This is a genomic window from Microcoleus sp. K4-B3 (assembly GCF_036704615.1).
Classification (GTDB): Bacteria; Cyanobacteriota; Cyanobacteriia; order Cyanobacteriales; family Microcoleaceae; genus Microcoleus.
Window position 1 is genome coordinate 125,827 of sequence record NZ_JAUBSF010000001.1, and the last position, 17,920, is coordinate 143,746.

The window sequence follows — 17,920 nt, forward strand, 5'->3', positions numbered from 1 at the left end:
TCACATCCGATTTAGATAAGGTCTTTTTTCGGATTTTCTGGATTGCTCGAAGAAGAGTTATTTTTTTAACTGCATATCTACGTGTATAGCAATCCTCGCATCATTTGTGAATTTCTTACGGACTACCAGTGGGTTCGGGGAGGGTTGGGGTGGGGTAAAAAATTTACGACTCCTGCAAGGATTGCTATAGACGTAGAGAGGTTACGTTTTTGGGCATCGGATTTGGTATAATTTTCTCTCTTGTTCTCCATAAAAGAGATTTAAATCCTTGGCGTTTTGTTCGTGCAGCTTGTTGAAAATCAGTTTAACCCTAGCAAATTAATTTACCGTGTTTCTACAACTAAAAAAACAAGGCCGGCGGATTGTCTCGTTATTAATGAGCTTTTTTTTAGTTTTGCTCCTCAATAATTGGGTTCAAGCCGCCCCTCAAATCGGCACTCAAATTCTTTGGGATACCTATGGAATTCCACACATTTACGGAGAGAATACTAAAAGCCTTTTCTACGCTTTCGGGTGGGCGCAGATGCAAAGTCACGGTAATCTGATTTTGCGTCTTTACGGGCAAGCTCGGGGGCAAGCTGCCGAATTTTGGGGCGAAGATTATCTCGAATCCGATCGCTGGGTGCAAACTATGGGAATTCCTAATCGCGCCAATGCGTGGTATGAATCACAAAATCCCATTTTCCGCAACTATCTCGATGCTTTTGTTGGCGGAATGAATGCCTATGCAAAAGAACACCCAGACGCGCTCACCGAAGAATTAAAAGTAGCATTGCCCCTCAAACCAGTAGATGTATTGGCACACGCGCAACGCGTCATCAATTTTACTTTTGTAGTCGATCCAGAGCGCCTTGAAGATATCGCTGAAAATGACACCCCCAAAGGCTCTAATGGTTGGGCGATCGCTCCTTCCCATTCTCAAAGCGGCAATGCCATGCTATTGGCAAATCCTCACCTTCCTTGGTCGGATTTATATTTATGGTACGAAGCACAACTGGTTGCCCCAGAAATTAACGCTTACGGAGCGACTCTTGTCGGATTTCCTGTATTAACGATCGCCTTTAATGACAACTTGGGATGGACTCATACTGTCAACACTCACGATGGCTGGGATGCCTACGAATTGCCCCTCACTAACGATGGCTATCGCTTCGATGGCGAAGTCCGAAAATTTGAGAGAGAAGAGAAGGTTTTAAAAGTCAAAGAAAAGAATGGGAATTTGCGATCGGAATCTCTAGTAGTGCGACGTTCTGTTCACGGGCCGATTCTCACAGAAAAACAGGGCAAAGCGATCGCCCTGCGCGTTGTCGGACTCGATAAACCAGCAGCCCTTCAGCAGTGGTGGGATATGGCACGATCGAAGAATTTTTCTGAATTTGAAGCCGCTTTAAAGCGCTTGGAAATTCCGATGTTTACCGTCATGTATGCCGATCGAGAGGGGCATATCATGCACTTGTTTAACGGTCAAGTCCCCATACGCAAAAACGGAGATTTTAAATACTGGTCAGGCACGATCCCAGGCAATACGTCAGAGACTTTGTGGAGCAAAAATCATCCCTATGCGGATTTGCCGCGCGTTGTCGATCCGCCCAGCGGTTGGTTGCAAAATACCAACGATCCCCCTTGGACGACGACGTTTCCCAGCGCGATCGCACCGGATAATTATCCCGCCTACATGGCACCGCGCGGCCCGATGGACTTGCGATCGCAGCGATCGGCAAAAATGCTCTTAGAAGATGACAAAATCTCTTTCGATGAATTGATGCAATACAAACATTCTACTCAGGTTGAACTCGCCGATCGCCTCCTGGATGATTTAATTCCCGCCGCACGGCAAGGCAGTGAAAAAGCGCGCCGCGCTGCGGAAGTTCTCGCCACTTGGGATCGCAAAGTCGATGCTGACAGTCGCGGTGCGGTGCTGTTTGCCTTTTGGAAAAAAGCGATGGATGCCGATCGGTTATTCGCCAAACCTTGGAGCGAAGATGCGCCGCTAACGACGCCAGACGGGTTGGCAAATCCTGCGGAGGCGGTGCGGGTGCTGGAAGCGGCAGCAACCAAAGTTGAGGTAACTTATGGCGCGTTAGATGTGGCATGGGGGGAAGTCTTCCGATTGCCTGGGGTGGCAAATCTGCCTGCAAATGGAGCTGACACTGCTTTGGGTGTATTTCGCTCAGTATGGTTCGCTCCTGGGAAAGACGATCGCTTTCAAGCGGTTGCGGGCGATTCTTTTGTCGCTGCGATTGAGTTCTCCAATCCGGTGAAAGCGATGGCGCTAAACAGTTACGGCAACGCCTCTCAACCTGGTTCGCCCCACGCCGGCGATCAGTTGCAGCTCTTTGCTCGCAAGGAATTGCGCCCTGTATGGCGATCGCGGTCGGAAATTGAAGCTCACCTGAGTTCGCGGCAGAAACTATAGCAGAAGGCAGAAGGCAGAAGGCAGAAGGCAGAAGGTAGAAGGCAGAAGTTAAAAGACTTCTCTGCGCCGTTTCCCCTTGATATCAAATCCGGTAGCATTGGAATTATTCCTCTCTGTATTCTCTCCCTCTGCGTTCTCTGCGCCCTCTGCGGTTAAATCATTCCAATACAACCGGAAACGATATTATCCATCGCGCAGCAGTCGGCAAGCATACCCACCGACTGCTACGAGCAATAAGCCCAGCGCGCAGATAGCGTATAACAAAGCCATGCCAGCACCGGGACCTGTCCCGATAATTGGGCCAAAAATAGCTGCTAAAAAACCTCCCGGTTGCATGGCGGGTTCAAAGACGCGATCGGCAAGTGGCCCTGCGATCAATAAACCGATCGCTGACGCCAATTGCACGATAACTGCTCTGGTAGCAAAAACGCGCCCCTGTACTTCTGGTGGGACTTTCGCCAACCACATCGCCTCGTTGGAACTGCCGAGGATGGGGAAATTGAAAGACGAACAAAATTGAGCGGGAATCCAGATGGAAAGCGCCTGGCCGAAAGCAAAGACTATTTTACTCAAGCCCGCGCCTGCCATGCCGAGCAGAAAGCCCCGGATTCGGCGTTTGGGACCGCCCCAAATACTGACGAACAATGCTCCTAAAACGCCACCTGCGCCGGCGGCTGAAAGGATAGTACCGAGGATTCTGGCATTGTTGCCGGTGCGTGCCAGAATCATCGGTGAGTAGAGGGCCGCGCCGATGTCGTGAGCGAACCAGAATAGCGAAACGGACACCAGCAAGGCAAGCAGGCTGGGACGCTGGACGATGTAGCGGAATCCGAAGCTGAGTTCTTGCAATAGGTGAAAGCGAGCAGGCTGGCGATTGGAGGCGATCGCGGGCTGGGGTATTTTGACAGATACTAGCGTGGCGATGGCTATTGTAAAAGTTGCCAGGTCGATCGTAAAAATCCCGCTCAACCCGATCGCAGAATAGAGAATCCCCGCCAGCGTCGGAGCAATAATACTCGCACCGTAATTTGCCAAAAAACTTAAACTGCTAGCGCGGCTGTAATGCTTTTCTGGCATCATTGTGGCGATGGCTGCTGAGTAAGCTAACTGCTGAATTTGGTCAAAAATTCCGTTAACCGCAGCCGCTACATATAAATGCCATAGTTGCAGGTTTTGGCTGATATAAAGTAAAAGGATAGCGAGGGTTAACAGAGCTGAAACCGCATCACCGATCGCCATCAAAAATTTTCGATTCCAGCGATCGACGAGAATGCCAGCAACCGGAGCGAGCAAGATGCGCGGCAATTGAGTAAAAAACATCAATAAAGCCAAAGCTGTCGCTTGATGGGTGGACTCCCAAATCCAAATAGTCAGCGCAAACCCGGACATAGCGCTGCCAATCATCGAAGCCGTTTGTCCGAGCCAGAGTTGAATAAATTTTTGCATGAAATACACGATTAATAGGATTTAAAATTCAGAGGATAGGGGTTTTTAGGCAGGAGAATGACCGAAAGCATCCAGGATACAAGCCCCCGGATTCATCCGTCCAGAAATAAAAAACGTGTATCCGATAAAGGAGCCCCCGAATTTATCCGTGGGGTCAATGCTTCAATCTAAAATCTAAAATCTAAAATATAAAATCGATTGACATCCGCATCAAACCGCACGCCGCTCTCATTAAAACCAAGGCCATTGCTGGCTAAGGGGAGATAATTCTTCATATTGCTGTCTCCCCTCCTTGCGGTAAAATTTCGCCAAATGCCGGTGCCGCCACATCAATACGCCCGTAACAAACAGTACGATCGCTGCTAATCCTGCGATCGCGTGTACCAGCCGCAAGTAAATTCCGCCATAGCTGCCAATATGTAGCGGATAAAGCGAGTTGAGAATTCGATTTGCTACAGAAGCTGAATTTACACTGTCAGCCTGCAATATTTCGCCACTGTATTGGTCGATATAAATGGTGCTAATCCCGTTTGGGTGCGGGTCATTGGGAAATTTTTTCCGTACCTTAAAAGTTGCTTCAGGTGTCAAAGGCAGAGAAATAAAAGTGGTTTTAGCTTCCGTCCAAACGGTATTAGCTTGGTGTAAGATTTCGTCAAGTTTTTGCCTCGAACTGCTAGAGAGGGGATGAGAAGTCAATGCTGGCTGTGGCTTTTCATTCGTTAGCCAATACAAAGTCGATTCAACCGGCGTGTAAAAAATCATCCCTGTCCCTGTAGCGGAGATGAGTATGAGAAAAGCGACCGATACAATACCATAAAAGTTATGTAAATCAAATACAGTCCGCTGCCAGTGAGCTTGCCAATTAATAGAAAATCCGCGAACCAAATTGCGCCAACCAGTCCACAATACCAAACCAGTAAAAGTTAGTCCTAGCATTACTAGACCGCAAATACCTACAACAAGATGACCTAATTCTCCTCCAGCTAATTCCGCGTGTAACGTAAAAATAAAACCTGTAAAAGTTTCTTTCCAAAGGCGCGCACCCTTAATTTCTCCGCTGTAAGGATTGACATAAACGCTAACTACTTCCTCACTGTTTGAAAGCATCGAAACTTGGCAAACTTCCTTCGCCGATCGCGGCAGCAAGATACTAAGAGCTTGATTTGGCGGATAAGCTTTTTCGACAATTTGCAGGACATTTTCCAGCGGTATCCGTTCGGCTTGAGGAATTACTTGCAGGAGTTGGGGATTGAAGAACCGCTCGATTTCGGGACCGAAAACCAGCAAGCTGCCGGTTAAAGCAATTGCTGCTAGAAATATTCCTACCACCAACCCCAAATACAAGTGCAGTTTGAATGCGAGTTTGCGGAACTTCATCTCGAAATTTTCCTCGAAACCGTTAACTGTTCTCATCATCTAACCCAAGTTTCTAGTTATAATTAGACGCCCTCAACCCCGCAAATTTCGGGGAATTTTAGAGTATTCTTCCCAAATTTGCGGAGGACTTTTAGAGTTACGCCCGAAGCTTGGGGGTAGATTTGTAACTAGCAGCTTGAGTCTCTAGAGGGAGAGCCACCCTTGTTATCATTTCCAGAAAAACACCTGATAGCGAGAGTGAGGCGGCCACCGCTTTCCTCGCAAGTTCCTACTTTTTCATCAGCATGAAATCCCCAGCCGATAAATAATTACCAGTTAAGGCGGTAATTAATGCTGAGAGTTAAACCTCTCCCTGCATAATTAGAGCTGTCCGCGCCAAATCCAGCGAAGTATTGGGAGATCACGGGAAAATATTGATTATTCAATAAATTCTCAACTTTGACTTGTAGCAGCCCAGAGCCAATTTCAACCGCGCTGATGTAATCCACTGTGAGATAGCTGCTAATTGGGCCACCATCCGAGCCGTCTTTGAAAGCCCGATCGCGATTTCCAGAATATAATAACTGTAACCGATTGTTCCATCCCGGCAAAGTTTCGTTTTGAACATAAGCTGTTAGCTTGAGCGGTGGAATTCGGCTGCTATCGAGGGCGATGTAACTGCCCTTATTCTCCTCTGATTCGCCTTGAATATAAGTAGCAGTACCGCCGAGCGACCATGCTCGTCCAGGTTGCCAATCCACAGTCCCTTCTAAGCCGTAAATGCGTTCTGGGGCGCGCTTTAGTTCCAGGCGGCCTGTGTTGCCAACTGGTTGAAAACTCACTCCTAAATCGGAGGTATTGTAAAAAGCGGCAAGCGACATTTGCACGGATGGCCACCCTCCTCGAATGCCAATTTCGTAGTTGTTGACTTTTTGCGGTTGAGTTACTTCTAACGAAGATTCAATTCCGACAAAATTGTCGGGGGGTTCGCGGAGAATGCGGCCGAAATCTGGAACTGAGAAACCTTGAGAAAAGTTGCCAAATATGTTGAAGTTGTCATTTAGTTTATACACAGCCCCTGTATTAAATAGGGTGGCGTTAAATTTGCGATCGCCTCCTTGGATCTGGCGATCGTTAAAAGTGGTATAATCATTGACTTCTAACCCGATGCGTTCGTGACGTAACCCGCCACTTAGAATGACGATATCGTCAATATTCCATTCCAATTGACCGAAAAGGCCAAGGCTGTTGTAAGTGTAAGGAGGAACGAAAGGACGCTCGGAGATTTTCCGGTAAACCCTGCCCCCACTTGTGTCAAATCTATCCGGGTCGTACAAGTCGAAACGCTGTCTGCTATCTTCAGTAACATAGTCAGAACCCCAAGTTAATCGAAGATTTTCGGCACGGGATAAAGGAGTGGCGATCGCCAGTCTGCCTCCTATCTGTTCGTTCTCGGCTCGCGAACGAGCAACGCCGACAAACGGACCAAAGAACTCGGACGTGCGGTAATCTGAAGGAACGCCTGAATTGGAATTCGTTCGATAGTAGATTTGACTTTGAAGGCTGCTGCCAAAAAGGTTTTGGTTGGTGTAACTTAGGTTGACCTGTGTACTTTTATTTCCCGGTGTTTCCCCGTCGATATCCAAATTTCCGGTTCGGATGGCGCGGGCTTTTTGCCGTCCTTCCTGGTCGTCAACCCTAAAGTCTGGGATCACATTGGGATCTTGGGTTTCCCGATAGTGATTGACAGTTAGTTGCAGCCGCTGTTGGCTGCTCAAATCTACCCCGACTTTGCCCATGACGTTGAAGAGGGTGCTGCTATCGCCGCCGAGTTCAAAAAAGGGAATGCGATCGCCTTTGGCATCGTAAAAAGCCCCACTTCTAGAGAGCGAGACAGTGCCGGTCAGATCGAAATTGCCTGTTCGGCCAGAAATCGTCTGCTGAGCGTTAAAGCCTAGAGCATCTTCTGTGTTTGTTAAAGCGCTACTGACGCCCACTTCAGTAACAGCAGTTAGCCTTTCCTCAGTTGGCCGACGAGTAATGATATTAATCACGCCACCTGTAGCCTGAGCGCCGTAGATGGCGGTAGACCCCCGCACTACTTCAATGCGTTCGAGCGCGCTGGGATCTATGTTTCTAAATTCTCTGCCAAAAGATTGAAGATTGGTCGTTTGCGGCACGCCGTCAATCAGAACGGAAACGTCGCGACCCCGCAAAGTTTGTCCATAAGTGCTAGTACTTTGAGTCGGGGGCGCAAAACCGGGAACCTGATTTGCCAGAGCTTCCCCGACATTTCTCGATGCCCCTGTCTCCTGCTGAATTTCTTCTGAGTCTATCACCGTTATAGAGCGCGGCACGTTTGTCACTCTTTCTGCGGTTCGTGTTGCAGTGACGACGATTTCAATCGGGTCTCTCCCCACCTGTGGCGTTATAGCGGGTGGCCGCGGTGGCGTCCCTGGTGGCTGCGCTGTAGGGGGCAAGGGTTCTCCGGGCGTTCCTGGTGGCTGCGCTGTAGGGGGCAAGGGTTCTCCGGGTGTCCCTGGTGGCTGCGCTGTAGGCGGTAAGGGTTCTCCGGGTGTCCCTGGTGGCTGCGCTGTCGGTGGCAAGGGTTCTGCGGGTATCTCTACCGGCTGCCCTGTCGGTGGCAAGGGTTCTCCGGGTGTCCCCGGCCGCTGTGTTGTAGGAGCCGGTGCAGGCGGGCGAGCAGTCATCTCCGAGGTGGGTTTTAAGCTGAGAATCAGACCCGCAGCGTTAGGAATCACCCGTGCCACTGGTTGACCCCTCTCGCCAATGACTTTGATTCGGATGCTGTTGTTATCTAAACGAGTAACGGTGACAGAAGCAATTCCGGCAGCAGGCTTGTCTTGACGAAACTCATTTCCCCCCGGTAGTCGCAGTTGAGCGGTGATGACATCAGCTTGTAAAGTTTCGCCAAAGCTGGTACTGAAGACTTGCAGGGGTCTTCCATCTTCAGTGTCTAGGATGATTTCGATGCCTTCTGACGTGGGGTTGAGGCGAACGGCCGTCACCTGCGCGATGTTGGAAGCGCACGCCGACTGAGCGACTACCGCCGACACGACTCCTGCCAGCCCAAGGCTACTTAGTAATTTCTGCGATCTATTCATTACTCTTGAATCAACAATTAATGGAACTTCGGATATGTGGTTTGCGTTGCTTGCACAACAAAATGTGTGAGTGAGAGCGTTGCTGCTCTTCTCTGGCTCCTAAAACTGACCTGCGGAAGATCCGGCCCAGTTGTCGGGCGCAGTTCGATCCGATTCTCTTGTCGCTAGTGGCATTTGTCTGGGAACACAGCAGGCGCGTGAGGGCGAATTCCTCAGTCCGGTGGCGCTCTGGACGATCGACCACGGTTGGCACATTCCTCGGTTAAAGGAAGTAGTCGCTGGGCGCTTAATGAGAAAGTGCCTTAATTAGATAACAGAGCACTTGCATCTGTCAAGAGTTAACTAATGAAAACTTATTGCATTTTAAAGATAGGGGGTCTCACCCCTCTATCTAGTTGGACACCACTTGCCTATTATGGTTGCTTGTCAGGGCTAGACAAAAAATCTCCTAAAATCCTATGGCAAGAGTTAGAAAAATTGTCATATAGGCGATGATAGGAGTCAAGAAATTATCTCAACTACTCTTGACAATAAATATCATCTAGCATAGTATGCTTAAAGTCGATAGCCGTAAAGCCCCTGAAGCCGATATCGAAGCTGGCTCGGACTGAAAAGCGCCCCGGAGCCATTGCCGAACAGCGCGATCGACAAAAAAACGTGAAAACAAGCGCTAATACCCGAATTGAAGACTCAAAGGCGCTGATGGGAGACTCGTAACGCCCGACAACTGTTCACAGAAAGTCTATAGCCTTTATCAGTAACATGAGGTGCTCATAGGGCATAGGGCATCGGGCATCGGGCATCGGGCATAGGACTCGCCCCCATACCTCACCACGCTTGAGAACCGCTATATGTGGAAAGAATTTGGCGGAACTGGTTGGCGTACTGCAAACAAGATTTATAGGTAAAAAGAAGCGATGAGTGACGCAAGCATTAAGGGAAACCAACTCACCGAAAGTTGTACGACTTTAGTAGAACTCCTACAAAACAGAGCGCTACACCAACCAGAGCAGAAATATACATTTCTGTTAGACGGAAAAACTGAAACCGCCAGTTTGACTTATCGAGAGTTAGACGCGATCGCCCGATCGCACGCCGTGCGACTTCAGACTTTGGGGTTCACTGGCGAACGAGCCTTACTGCTTTTCCCGCCAGGACTGGACTATCTCGCCGCCTTTTTTGGATGTTTGTACGCCAAAACGATCGCGGTTCCCCTCTATCCGCCGAAGCTGAAGCGGAATTTAGCCAAAATTAGCGCGATCGCCAAAGATGCAGGAGCAACAGTTGCGATCGCTCCCGCGCGACACCTGGAAAATTTAGAGCAGCTATGCGAGCAAGCGCCGGAACTCAAAGCGATGCGCTGGCTGAGTGCAGAGGAGCTTTCCGATGACGGCGAAAAGTGGCAGCAGCCACCCATCCATCCCGACTCCGTGGCTTATCTTCAGTACACTTCCGGCTCAACCTCCACCCCCAAAGGCGTAATGGTGAGCCACGCAAACGTTTTGTACAACATCGAATACATTCATCAAGGCTTTAACCACGATGCCGAAAGCGTTGCGGTAACGTGGCTTCCCCCGTTTCACGACATGGGGTTAATTGACGGATTGCTCAAACCTTTGTATCTGGGAATTCCCTCTTACTTCATGCCGCCAGCGGCGTTTATTCAGAACCCGATGTGCTGGTTGGAAGCGATTTCGCGTTACAAAGCTACCCACAGCGGCGGGCCAAATTTTGCTTACGACTTGTGCGCTAGCAAAATCAGCAAAATCTTGGGCGATGGGCAAAAAATGCTCGACTTGAGTAGTTGGCGCGTGGCCTATAACGGCGCAGAACCGATCCACAAAGAAACCCTAGAGCGATTTACCAAAGCTTTTGAGCCCTGCGGTTTTCAGGCGGATGCCTTTTGTCCTGCTTACGGAATGGCAGAAAGCACGCTAAAAATTGCCACGGTTCGCAGCGGGACAACACCGACTTTCTTACCTGTTGACGCTGGGGCGCTGGAAAATAATCACATTGTAGAAGTTGTCGAAGGCGATCGTGGCGCGAGAACTTTAGTCGGCTGCGGTTTCCCTGAATTTGGCACTAAAGTTGCGATCGTCAATCCCGAATCTCTGACGCAGTGCCAGCCGCAGGAAGTCGGAGAAATTTGGGTAGCTGGCGAAACAGTTGCGCGAGGCTATTGGAATCGCCCAGAAGAGACAGAAAAAACCTTTCAAGCATATCTTTCAGATACCAGCGAAGGGCCATTTTTGCGAACTGGAGATTTAGGCTTTTTACGCGATCGAGAACTGTTTATTACAGGGCGACTAAAAGATATGATTATCATCCGAGGTCGCAATCTTTACCCCCAAGATATAGAAAGAACAGCAGAGCGCAGCCATCCCAGTTTGCGGCCGGGGGCGATCGCGGCATTCTCGCTGGAAGTCGCAGGCGAAGAACACCTCGTTATCGTGCCAGAATTAGAATCTCGCAAAGCGCCGGATAATGCCGAGGAAATTATCAGCGCCATCCGCGACCGCATTGCTGAAGAATATGAAGTGCAAGTTTATGGAGTGGTGCTGATTAAGCCCGGAAGCATTCCCAAAACCACCAGCGGCAAAATTCAACGGCGCGCCGCCCGCGCCGAGTTTCTAGATGGCAACTTGGAAGTTGTCGCCATTAGCGTTTTAGAGTTAGCTGATGCGGTGGAAATCGAGAATCAACTCACGCGAGAAATTCTGCTGACAGCCGAGTTAGAACAACGGCAGGCACAGTTAGAAATCTATTTGCGACAGCAGGTAGCGAGGGTGCTGAAAGTCAGCGTTTCCCAAATCCCATCGGCACAGGCTTTTAGTAACTTGGGTTTCGATTCATTGGCGGTTTTTGAATTAAAAAATCAGCTCGAAACCGATCTCAAAATAGCTTTATCAATAGAAGACTTATTCGAGGAATTAAGCCTTGCTCAACTAACAACAAAAATTTTAGAAAGATTGGCAGAAGCGCCGACAATTGCGTCTATTCAGGCAGTTTCTCGCCTACAAAACATCCCCCTGTCTTTTGCCCAAGAGCGCTTGTGGTTCTTCGACCAATTGGAACCGGGAAACCCCTTCTATAACCTCTGCGGTGCAGTTCGGATCGCAGGACAACTAAATGCAGAAACACTCAGGCAAAGTATTGAGAAAATTATCGAGCGACACGAGATTTTAAGAACGGCGTTTGCTGGTGGGGAAAAAGAACAGATACAAGTTATTTTTGAGTCGAAAAGTTTCCCATTACCGCTGATAAATTTGAGCCATTTTTCCCCTGGCGAACGCGAGAAAGAAGCGCAAAAACTGTCTGCAGAAGAAGCACAGTTACCCTTTAATTTAACTCAACCAAATCTTCTCCGTGCCAAACTTCTGCGCCTCTCTGAAACAGAACATACCCTGCTTTTATCCGCCCACCATATCATTTTCGATGGGTGGTCTTTGGGCGTATTTTTAGGGGAAATAGTGGCATTTTATGAAGGCTTTATTAATAAGGATTTAGCCTCGCTTCCACCGCTGCCAATTCAGTATGCAGACTTTGCAACTTGGCAGCGCCAACAAATGCAGGGAGAAATATTAGAAACTCAACTTACTTACTGGAAGCAGCAGTTAAGTGGCAGCGCAGCGGTTCTAAATTTACCAACAGACTTTTCTCGTCCCGCTGTTCAAAGTTACAAGGGAGGTCGGCAATTATTTGAATTGCCAGAGCACTTAACCGAGGCAATTAGGCAATTGAGTCGCCGCGAAAAAACCACTGTATTTATGACTTTGCTGGCCGCATTCAATACGCTGCTTTACCGCTACACGGGGCAAGAAGATATCCTCGTCGGTTCACCAATTGCCAGCCGCAACAGCAGCGAAACCGAATCATTAATTGGATTTTTTGTCAATACTTTAGTCCTGCGATCTGACTTAACCGGAAATCCCACTTTTCGAGAGTTGCTGAGTCGAGTGCGAGAGGTTGCATTAGGCGCTTACGCGCATCAAGATGTACCGTTTGAGAAGTTGGTAGAAGAATTGCAGCCGAATCGAGATTTAAGTCACTCGCCTTTATTTCAGGTGATGTTTGCATTTCAAAATGCCTCTGAATTCGCCTTAGAATTGCCTGGTTTAAGCCTGAACTGCCAACAGATTCACAGCGGGACAGCTAATTTCGATTTAACCCTGGATTTAGAAGCCACAGCAACAGGTATTAGAGGGTGGTTTGAATATAGCCTGGACTTATTTAAACCGACCACAATTGCGCGAATGGCAGGACACTTTCAGAACTTATTAGAAAGCATTGTTGCCAACTCTTCCGCACGACTGTCAGATTTGCCCATGCTTGCAGAAGCAGAACGCGAGCAACTTCTATTTGAGTGGAATAATACTAAAACAAATAACTTTCAAAATGCCTGTATTCATCGCTTATTTGAATCGCAAGTGATGAAAACACCTGATGCGGTTGCCGTGCAACTTGAATGCCGAAGTTTTACCTACCGAGAACTGAACGATCGCGCGAATCAACTCGCACATTACCTGCACTCTTTCGGCCTAAAACCAGATGCGATAGTCGGCATTTATATGGAGCGATCGCTCAATGCGATCGTCGGGATTTTAGGCGTATTAAAAGCAGGCGGCGCTTATTTGCCCCTCGACCCCATATATGCTAAAGAACGCCTCGCATTCATGTTAGAAGATGCCGGAGTTAGGGTATTGCTGACCCAAGCAGAATTAAAAGCAGAAACGCCAGCCCAAAATAATATTTCTGTGATTTGCTTGGATGCAGAATGGCAGACGATCGCTCAACAAAATAAGTCAAATCCTGAGAGCGCCGTTTTGCCAGAAAACCTCGCTTATATCATCTATACATCCGGGTCTACCGGCAAGCCAAAAGGAGTGATGGTTCAACACGCATCTTTGGCAAATTATACCCAAGCTGCAAGTGTCGAATATGGCATTAAAGCAGGCGATCGCATTCTCCAATTTGCTTCCCTCAGCTTCGACGCCAGCGCCGAAGAAATCTATCCCTGTTTAACGCGAGGCGCAACTTTGGTACTGCGCGGAAATTCCATGTTAGACAGCATTTCTTCCTTCCTGCAAAAATGCCGGGAATGGCAAATCACCGTCTTAGATTTGCCGACAGCTTACTGGCGCGAATTAACTGCCAGACTCAGCGCCGAAAAATCAGAATTTCCCCCGTCAGTGCGCTTGACAATTATTGGCGGAGAAACCGCACTTTCAGCATCCCTGAATCAGTGGCAAAAGTGCGTTTCAGAAAAAGTACGACTTGTCAATACTTACGGCCCCACAGAAACAACCATTGTCGCCACGTGGTGCGACACTCTCCCCTCTTCCTCCTCCTCTTCTCTCCCCTCTGCGCCCTCTGCGCCCTCTGCGGTTAAAAACTCCGCAAAAACCTTCCCGATTGGTCGTCCAATTCCAAATGCCCGCACCTATGTACTTGATGCTAATTTGCAACCCGTTCCGATCGGAGTCCCCGGCGAACTGTATATCGGAGGTGCGGGGGTTGCCAGAGGATATATCAACCGTTCGGATCAGAATCGAGAAAAATTTATTCCCGATCTTTTTAGCAACGTCCAAGGCGATCGCCTTTACAAAACAGGCGATTTAGTCCGCTATCTCCCCGACGGCAAATTAGAATTTCTCGATCGCACAGATCGCCAAGTGAAAATTCGCGGTTTCCGCATTGAGTTAGGAGAAATCGAATCCGCACTCAGCCAACATCCAGACGTGCAAGAAGCAGTAATTCTCGCGCGTGATCAAGATTCAGGCGGAAAGCGCTTAATCGCCTACCTTGTTTTAAACTCAGCACTCAGCATTGGGAACTCTGCACTGATTAAAAATCTGCGCTCTTTTCTCCGGGGACAACTGCCCGATTATATGGTTCCTGCTAGCTTTGTGTGTTTGGAATCGATGCCACTGACGCCAAACGGCAAGGTAGATTTCAAAGCTTTTCCCGCGCCGGACACCAACAGTTCAGAGGCAGATTTTATCGCTCCTGAGACTTTAGAAGAACAAGTATTAGCTGAGATTTGGGCTGAGGTTCTCGGCTTAAAACAGGTGGGAATTAATGACAATTTCTTTGAGTTGGGAGGTCACTCTTTGCTGGCAACTCAACTGATTGCCAAGGTGCGCGATCGCTTTCAAGTTGAGCTATCGCTGCGCAGTCTGTTTCAATCCCCCACAGTCGCTAGTCTGACACTTGCGATCGCACAAGCTAAGAGCCAGCAGTCGCCCGAACCCCTGATTTCACTGCCCGCGATCGCCCCCGATCCTCAAAATCGCTACCAACCATTTCCGCTCAATGAAATGCAGCAGGCGTACTGGATCGGGAGAAATAGCTTCTTTGAAATGGGCAATGTTGCCATTCACGGCTATGTAGAAATTGAGAGCGACGAGTTAGATTTAGAGCGGTTTAGCCTCGCGTGGCAGCGAGTTGTACAGCGTCACGATATGCTGCGGGCGATCGTACTGCCGAACGGACAGCAGCAAATTCTGGAAAACGTGCCCGCTTATAAAATTGAGGTTTTGGATTTGCGATCGCTCGCTCCAGAGGTTGCCGGCGAACAACTCGAAGCAATCCGCGATCGCCTTTCCCACCAAGTGCTGCCGCTCGATCGCTGGCCGCTGTTCGAGATTTGCGCTTCCAAAATTAATAAGCGCCGCACCCGGCTCCACATCAGCATTGACGCCTTGTGCATAGACGGCTGGAGTTTTCAAATTTTGTTTGGCGATTTGGTAAAGTTTTACCGCAATCCCAATACTGCGATCGCGCCCTTGCTACTATCTTTCCGCGATTGCGTTTTAGCAACGATCGCCTTAGAAAACTCCCAATTTTACCAGCAATCCTTAGATTACTGGCGAACTCGCCTCAAAACCCTGCCACCAGCGCCGGAATTGCCCCTCGCCAAACACCCGAATTCCTTAACGCAGCCGCGATTTAAACGCTGGAGCGATCGCCTAGACTTGCCAACCTGGCAGCGACTCAAAACGCGCACAGCTCGCGCCAGCCTCACTCCTACGGGTTTATTGCTCGCTGCCTATGCGGAGGTTCTGTCTCTGTGGAGCAAAACGCCTCGGTTTACCCTCAACGTGCCGCGCTTTAATCGGTTGCCTTTGCATCCTCAAGTTGAGGAGATTATTGGAGAATTTGCCTCATTTACTCTGCTAGAAATAGATAACTCAAAGCAAGAAAGTTTTGAAGTACGAGCCAAGCGATTGCAAGAACAACTTTGGCAAGATTTAGAACACCAATATGTCAGCGGCGTGCGCGTTTTGCGAGAACTCGCTCAAGCACAAGGGACAACCGCCGCGCTGATGCCGGTCGTATTTACGATCGATCCGCAAAACGCGCCTGGGGAAGATTCCTCTATCTTCTCTCTCATTCAAGAATTGGGAGAATTGGTTCACATCATCGGTCAAACTCCGCAAGTTTGGATCGACGCGCAATTTACCGAAACTGCTGACGGCCTTTCTTTTAGCTGGGATGCGGTGGAAGAACTCTTCCCGCCAGGGATGATTGACGATATGTTTGACGCCTATTGCCGCCTATTGCAAAGCCTCGCCAATGAAGAGGAAACTTGGCAGAAAACGGTGCAGTTTCAGCAAGCCTTTACTAATAGCATTGAGGCATCCATTCCCGATGTATTGCTGCACGAATTGTTTGCTGAGAAAGTCGCGTCGCGATCGCACGAACCCGCCGTGATTACTTCAACGCGCACCCTCACCTACGAGGAACTATATCTGCGATCGAATCAAGTCGGTCATCGCTTGCGGAAGCTGGGAGCTCGCCCTAACCAGTTGGTTGCCGTCGTCATGGAAAAAGGATGGGAGCAAATCGTCGCTGTCCTGGGAATTCTAGCCTCTGGATCTGCTTATTTGCCTATCGATGCGGCGCTGCCAAAAGAGCGGATTTGGTATTTGCTGGAAAATGGCGAAGTTGAGATTGTTTTGACACAATCTCAGTTAAATCAACGATTGGAATGGCCGGAAAATGTGCTGCGAATTTGTCTTGATACTGACGAATTGGCTGCCGAAAGCAGCGAAGCTTTGGAGTCGGTGCAGGAACCGGAAGATTTAGCGTATGTGATTTATACTTCCGGCTCAACTGGCTTGCCGAAAGGCGTGGCGATCGCGCACCGCGGTGCAGTCAATGCGATCGCTCAGACCAACCAAGTGTTTAATGTGGCCGAGTGCGATCGCGCGATCGCAGTCACCGCACTGCACCACGATATGTCGGTTTACGATATCTTCGGCATCCTAGCAGCCGGAGGAGCGATCGTCATTCCCGATGCCGCACAACGGCTAGACCCCGCTCACTGGGTTCAATTGATGGTAAAAGAGCGCGTCACCATTTGGAACTCGGTTCCCCCGATGATGGAAATGCTGCTCGATTACGCTGCCGGACGTTCAGAGGTGTTGCCGGAGTGCTTGCGCTGGGCGTTTCTCGGCGGAGACTGGATACCAGTCACACTGCCTGAGAGGTTAAGGGCGATCGTCAAAGGATGCCGAGTTGTCAGCGTCGGCGGGCCAACCGAAACTACCCTTTGGAATATTTGGTATCCGGTAGAAACGGTTGACCCTTCTTGGAAGAGCATTCCCTACGGATCGCCGATCGCCAATACACGCTATTACATTTTGAATGAAAGGCTAGAAGACTGTCCCGTCTGGGTTGCCGGCGAAATGTGCTGTGCCGGAGTTGGACTGACAAAAGGATACTGGCGGAATGAAGAAAAAACTCGCGCCAGTTGCCTCACGCACCCCGTCACGGGCGATCGCTTGTACCGAACGGGAGATTTAGGGCGCTTCCTCCCTGACGGCAATATCGAATTTTTAGGGCGAGAAGATTTCCGCCTTAAAATTCGAGGATTCCGCATCGAAGCAGGAGAAATTGAAGCTGCTTTGAACGAGCACCCAGCAGTCAAAGCATCCATTGTCACCGCATTCGGAGAAAATCACAGTCAAAAGCGCTTAGTAGCATATATTGTTCCCCAACAAAATGCTATCCTTGCGCTTGAAGAATTGCGCCAATTTCTGAGTGAAAAACTGCCAGATTATATGGTGCCTTCTGCATTTATAATTCTGGACGCGCTGCCGCTTTCGGCGAACGGCAAAGTTAACCGCAAGGCTCTGCCCGAACCGGATGCCACAATTCCAGAAGCAAAGATTTTTGTGGCACCGCGCACCCCTATTGAGGCAATGTTAGCGAGAATTTGCTGTGAGGTTCTCGGCATCGAACAGTTAAGCATTGCCGATAACTTTTTTGAACTAGGAGGAAATTCGCTGCTGGCAATTCAATTAGCAGCAAAGGTACGAGAATATAGTCACCTAGAATTGCCTTTGTGCGATATTTTTGCAGGACGATCGCTCGCCGTACTTGCAGAAAAGATTTCTGAAGCCAAAAACCAAAATGCGGCTGTTGAAGAACCCGCGATCGCGCCTGTTTCGCGATCGGCGTACCGCATGAAACTGTCATCTTTGCGCTAAGCACAAATCAGTGATGAGTCATGGGATTGCCGCCAATAACTCATAACCAATCCCTAAATATCGGCGGCAATCCCAATTACCAA

The 17,920-nt window shown here is 49.1% G+C and carries 5 protein-coding genes; 2 read left to right on the plus strand and 3 right to left on the minus strand.

Going from position 1 to position 17,920, the window contains the following annotated elements:
• The first annotated feature begins 376 nt into the window (after positions 1-376).
• The gene (locus QUA78_RS00540; protein ID WP_333299691.1) at positions 377-2,416 is read left to right on the plus strand and encodes an acylase; all 2,040 of its coding nucleotides are present in this window, start codon (positions 377-379) and stop codon (positions 2,414-2,416) included.
• Between the two features lie 183 nt (positions 2,417-2,599).
• Here QUA78_RS00540 and QUA78_RS00545 read toward each other — a convergent pair whose 3' ends face one another.
• The 3 genes from QUA78_RS00545 to QUA78_RS00555 all read right to left on the minus strand — a co-directional run bounded on the left by QUA78_RS00545 (position 2,600) and on the right by QUA78_RS00555 (position 8,343).
• Complete coding sequence (locus QUA78_RS00545; protein ID WP_333299692.1) at positions 2,600-3,862, minus strand: MFS transporter; 1,263 nt, start codon at positions 3,860-3,862, stop codon at positions 2,600-2,602.
• A gap of 231 nt (positions 3,863-4,093) precedes the next feature.
• Positions 4,094-5,278 (minus strand): PepSY-associated TM helix domain-containing protein, encoded by a 1,185-nt coding sequence (locus tag QUA78_RS00550; RefSeq protein WP_333299693.1) that lies wholly within the window; start codon positions 5,276-5,278, stop codon positions 4,094-4,096.
• A gap of 269 nt (positions 5,279-5,547) precedes the next feature.
• Positions 5,548-8,343, minus strand: coding sequence for a TonB-dependent receptor domain-containing protein (locus tag QUA78_RS00555; protein ID WP_333398493.1), 2,796 nt, complete (start codon positions 8,341-8,343; stop codon positions 5,548-5,550).
• A gap of 917 nt (positions 8,344-9,260) precedes the next feature.
• Between QUA78_RS00555 and QUA78_RS00560 the strand changes: the two genes are divergently transcribed.
• Positions 9,261-17,837, plus strand: coding sequence for an amino acid adenylation domain-containing protein (locus QUA78_RS00560; RefSeq protein ID WP_333299695.1), 8,577 nt, complete (start codon positions 9,261-9,263; stop codon positions 17,835-17,837).
• Positions 17,838-17,920 lie beyond the last annotated feature (83 nt).

Coding starts and splice junctions, on each gene's coding strand:
- QUA78_RS00540 (WP_333299691.1), top strand. CDS start 377: ATGAGCTTTTTTTTAGTTTTGCTCCTCAATAATTGGGTTCAAGCCGCC.
- QUA78_RS00545 (WP_333299692.1), bottom strand. CDS start 3,862: ATGCAAAAATTTATTCAACTCTGGCTCGGACAAACGGCTTCGATGATT.
- QUA78_RS00550 (WP_333299693.1), bottom strand. CDS start 5,278: ATGATGAGAACAGTTAACGGTTTCGAGGAAAATTTCGAGATGAAGTTC.
- QUA78_RS00555 (WP_333398493.1), bottom strand. CDS start 8,343: ATGAATAGATCGCAGAAATTACTAAGTAGCCTTGGGCTGGCAGGAGTC.
- QUA78_RS00560 (WP_333299695.1), top strand. CDS start 9,261: ATGAGTGACGCAAGCATTAAGGGAAACCAACTCACCGAAAGTTGTACG.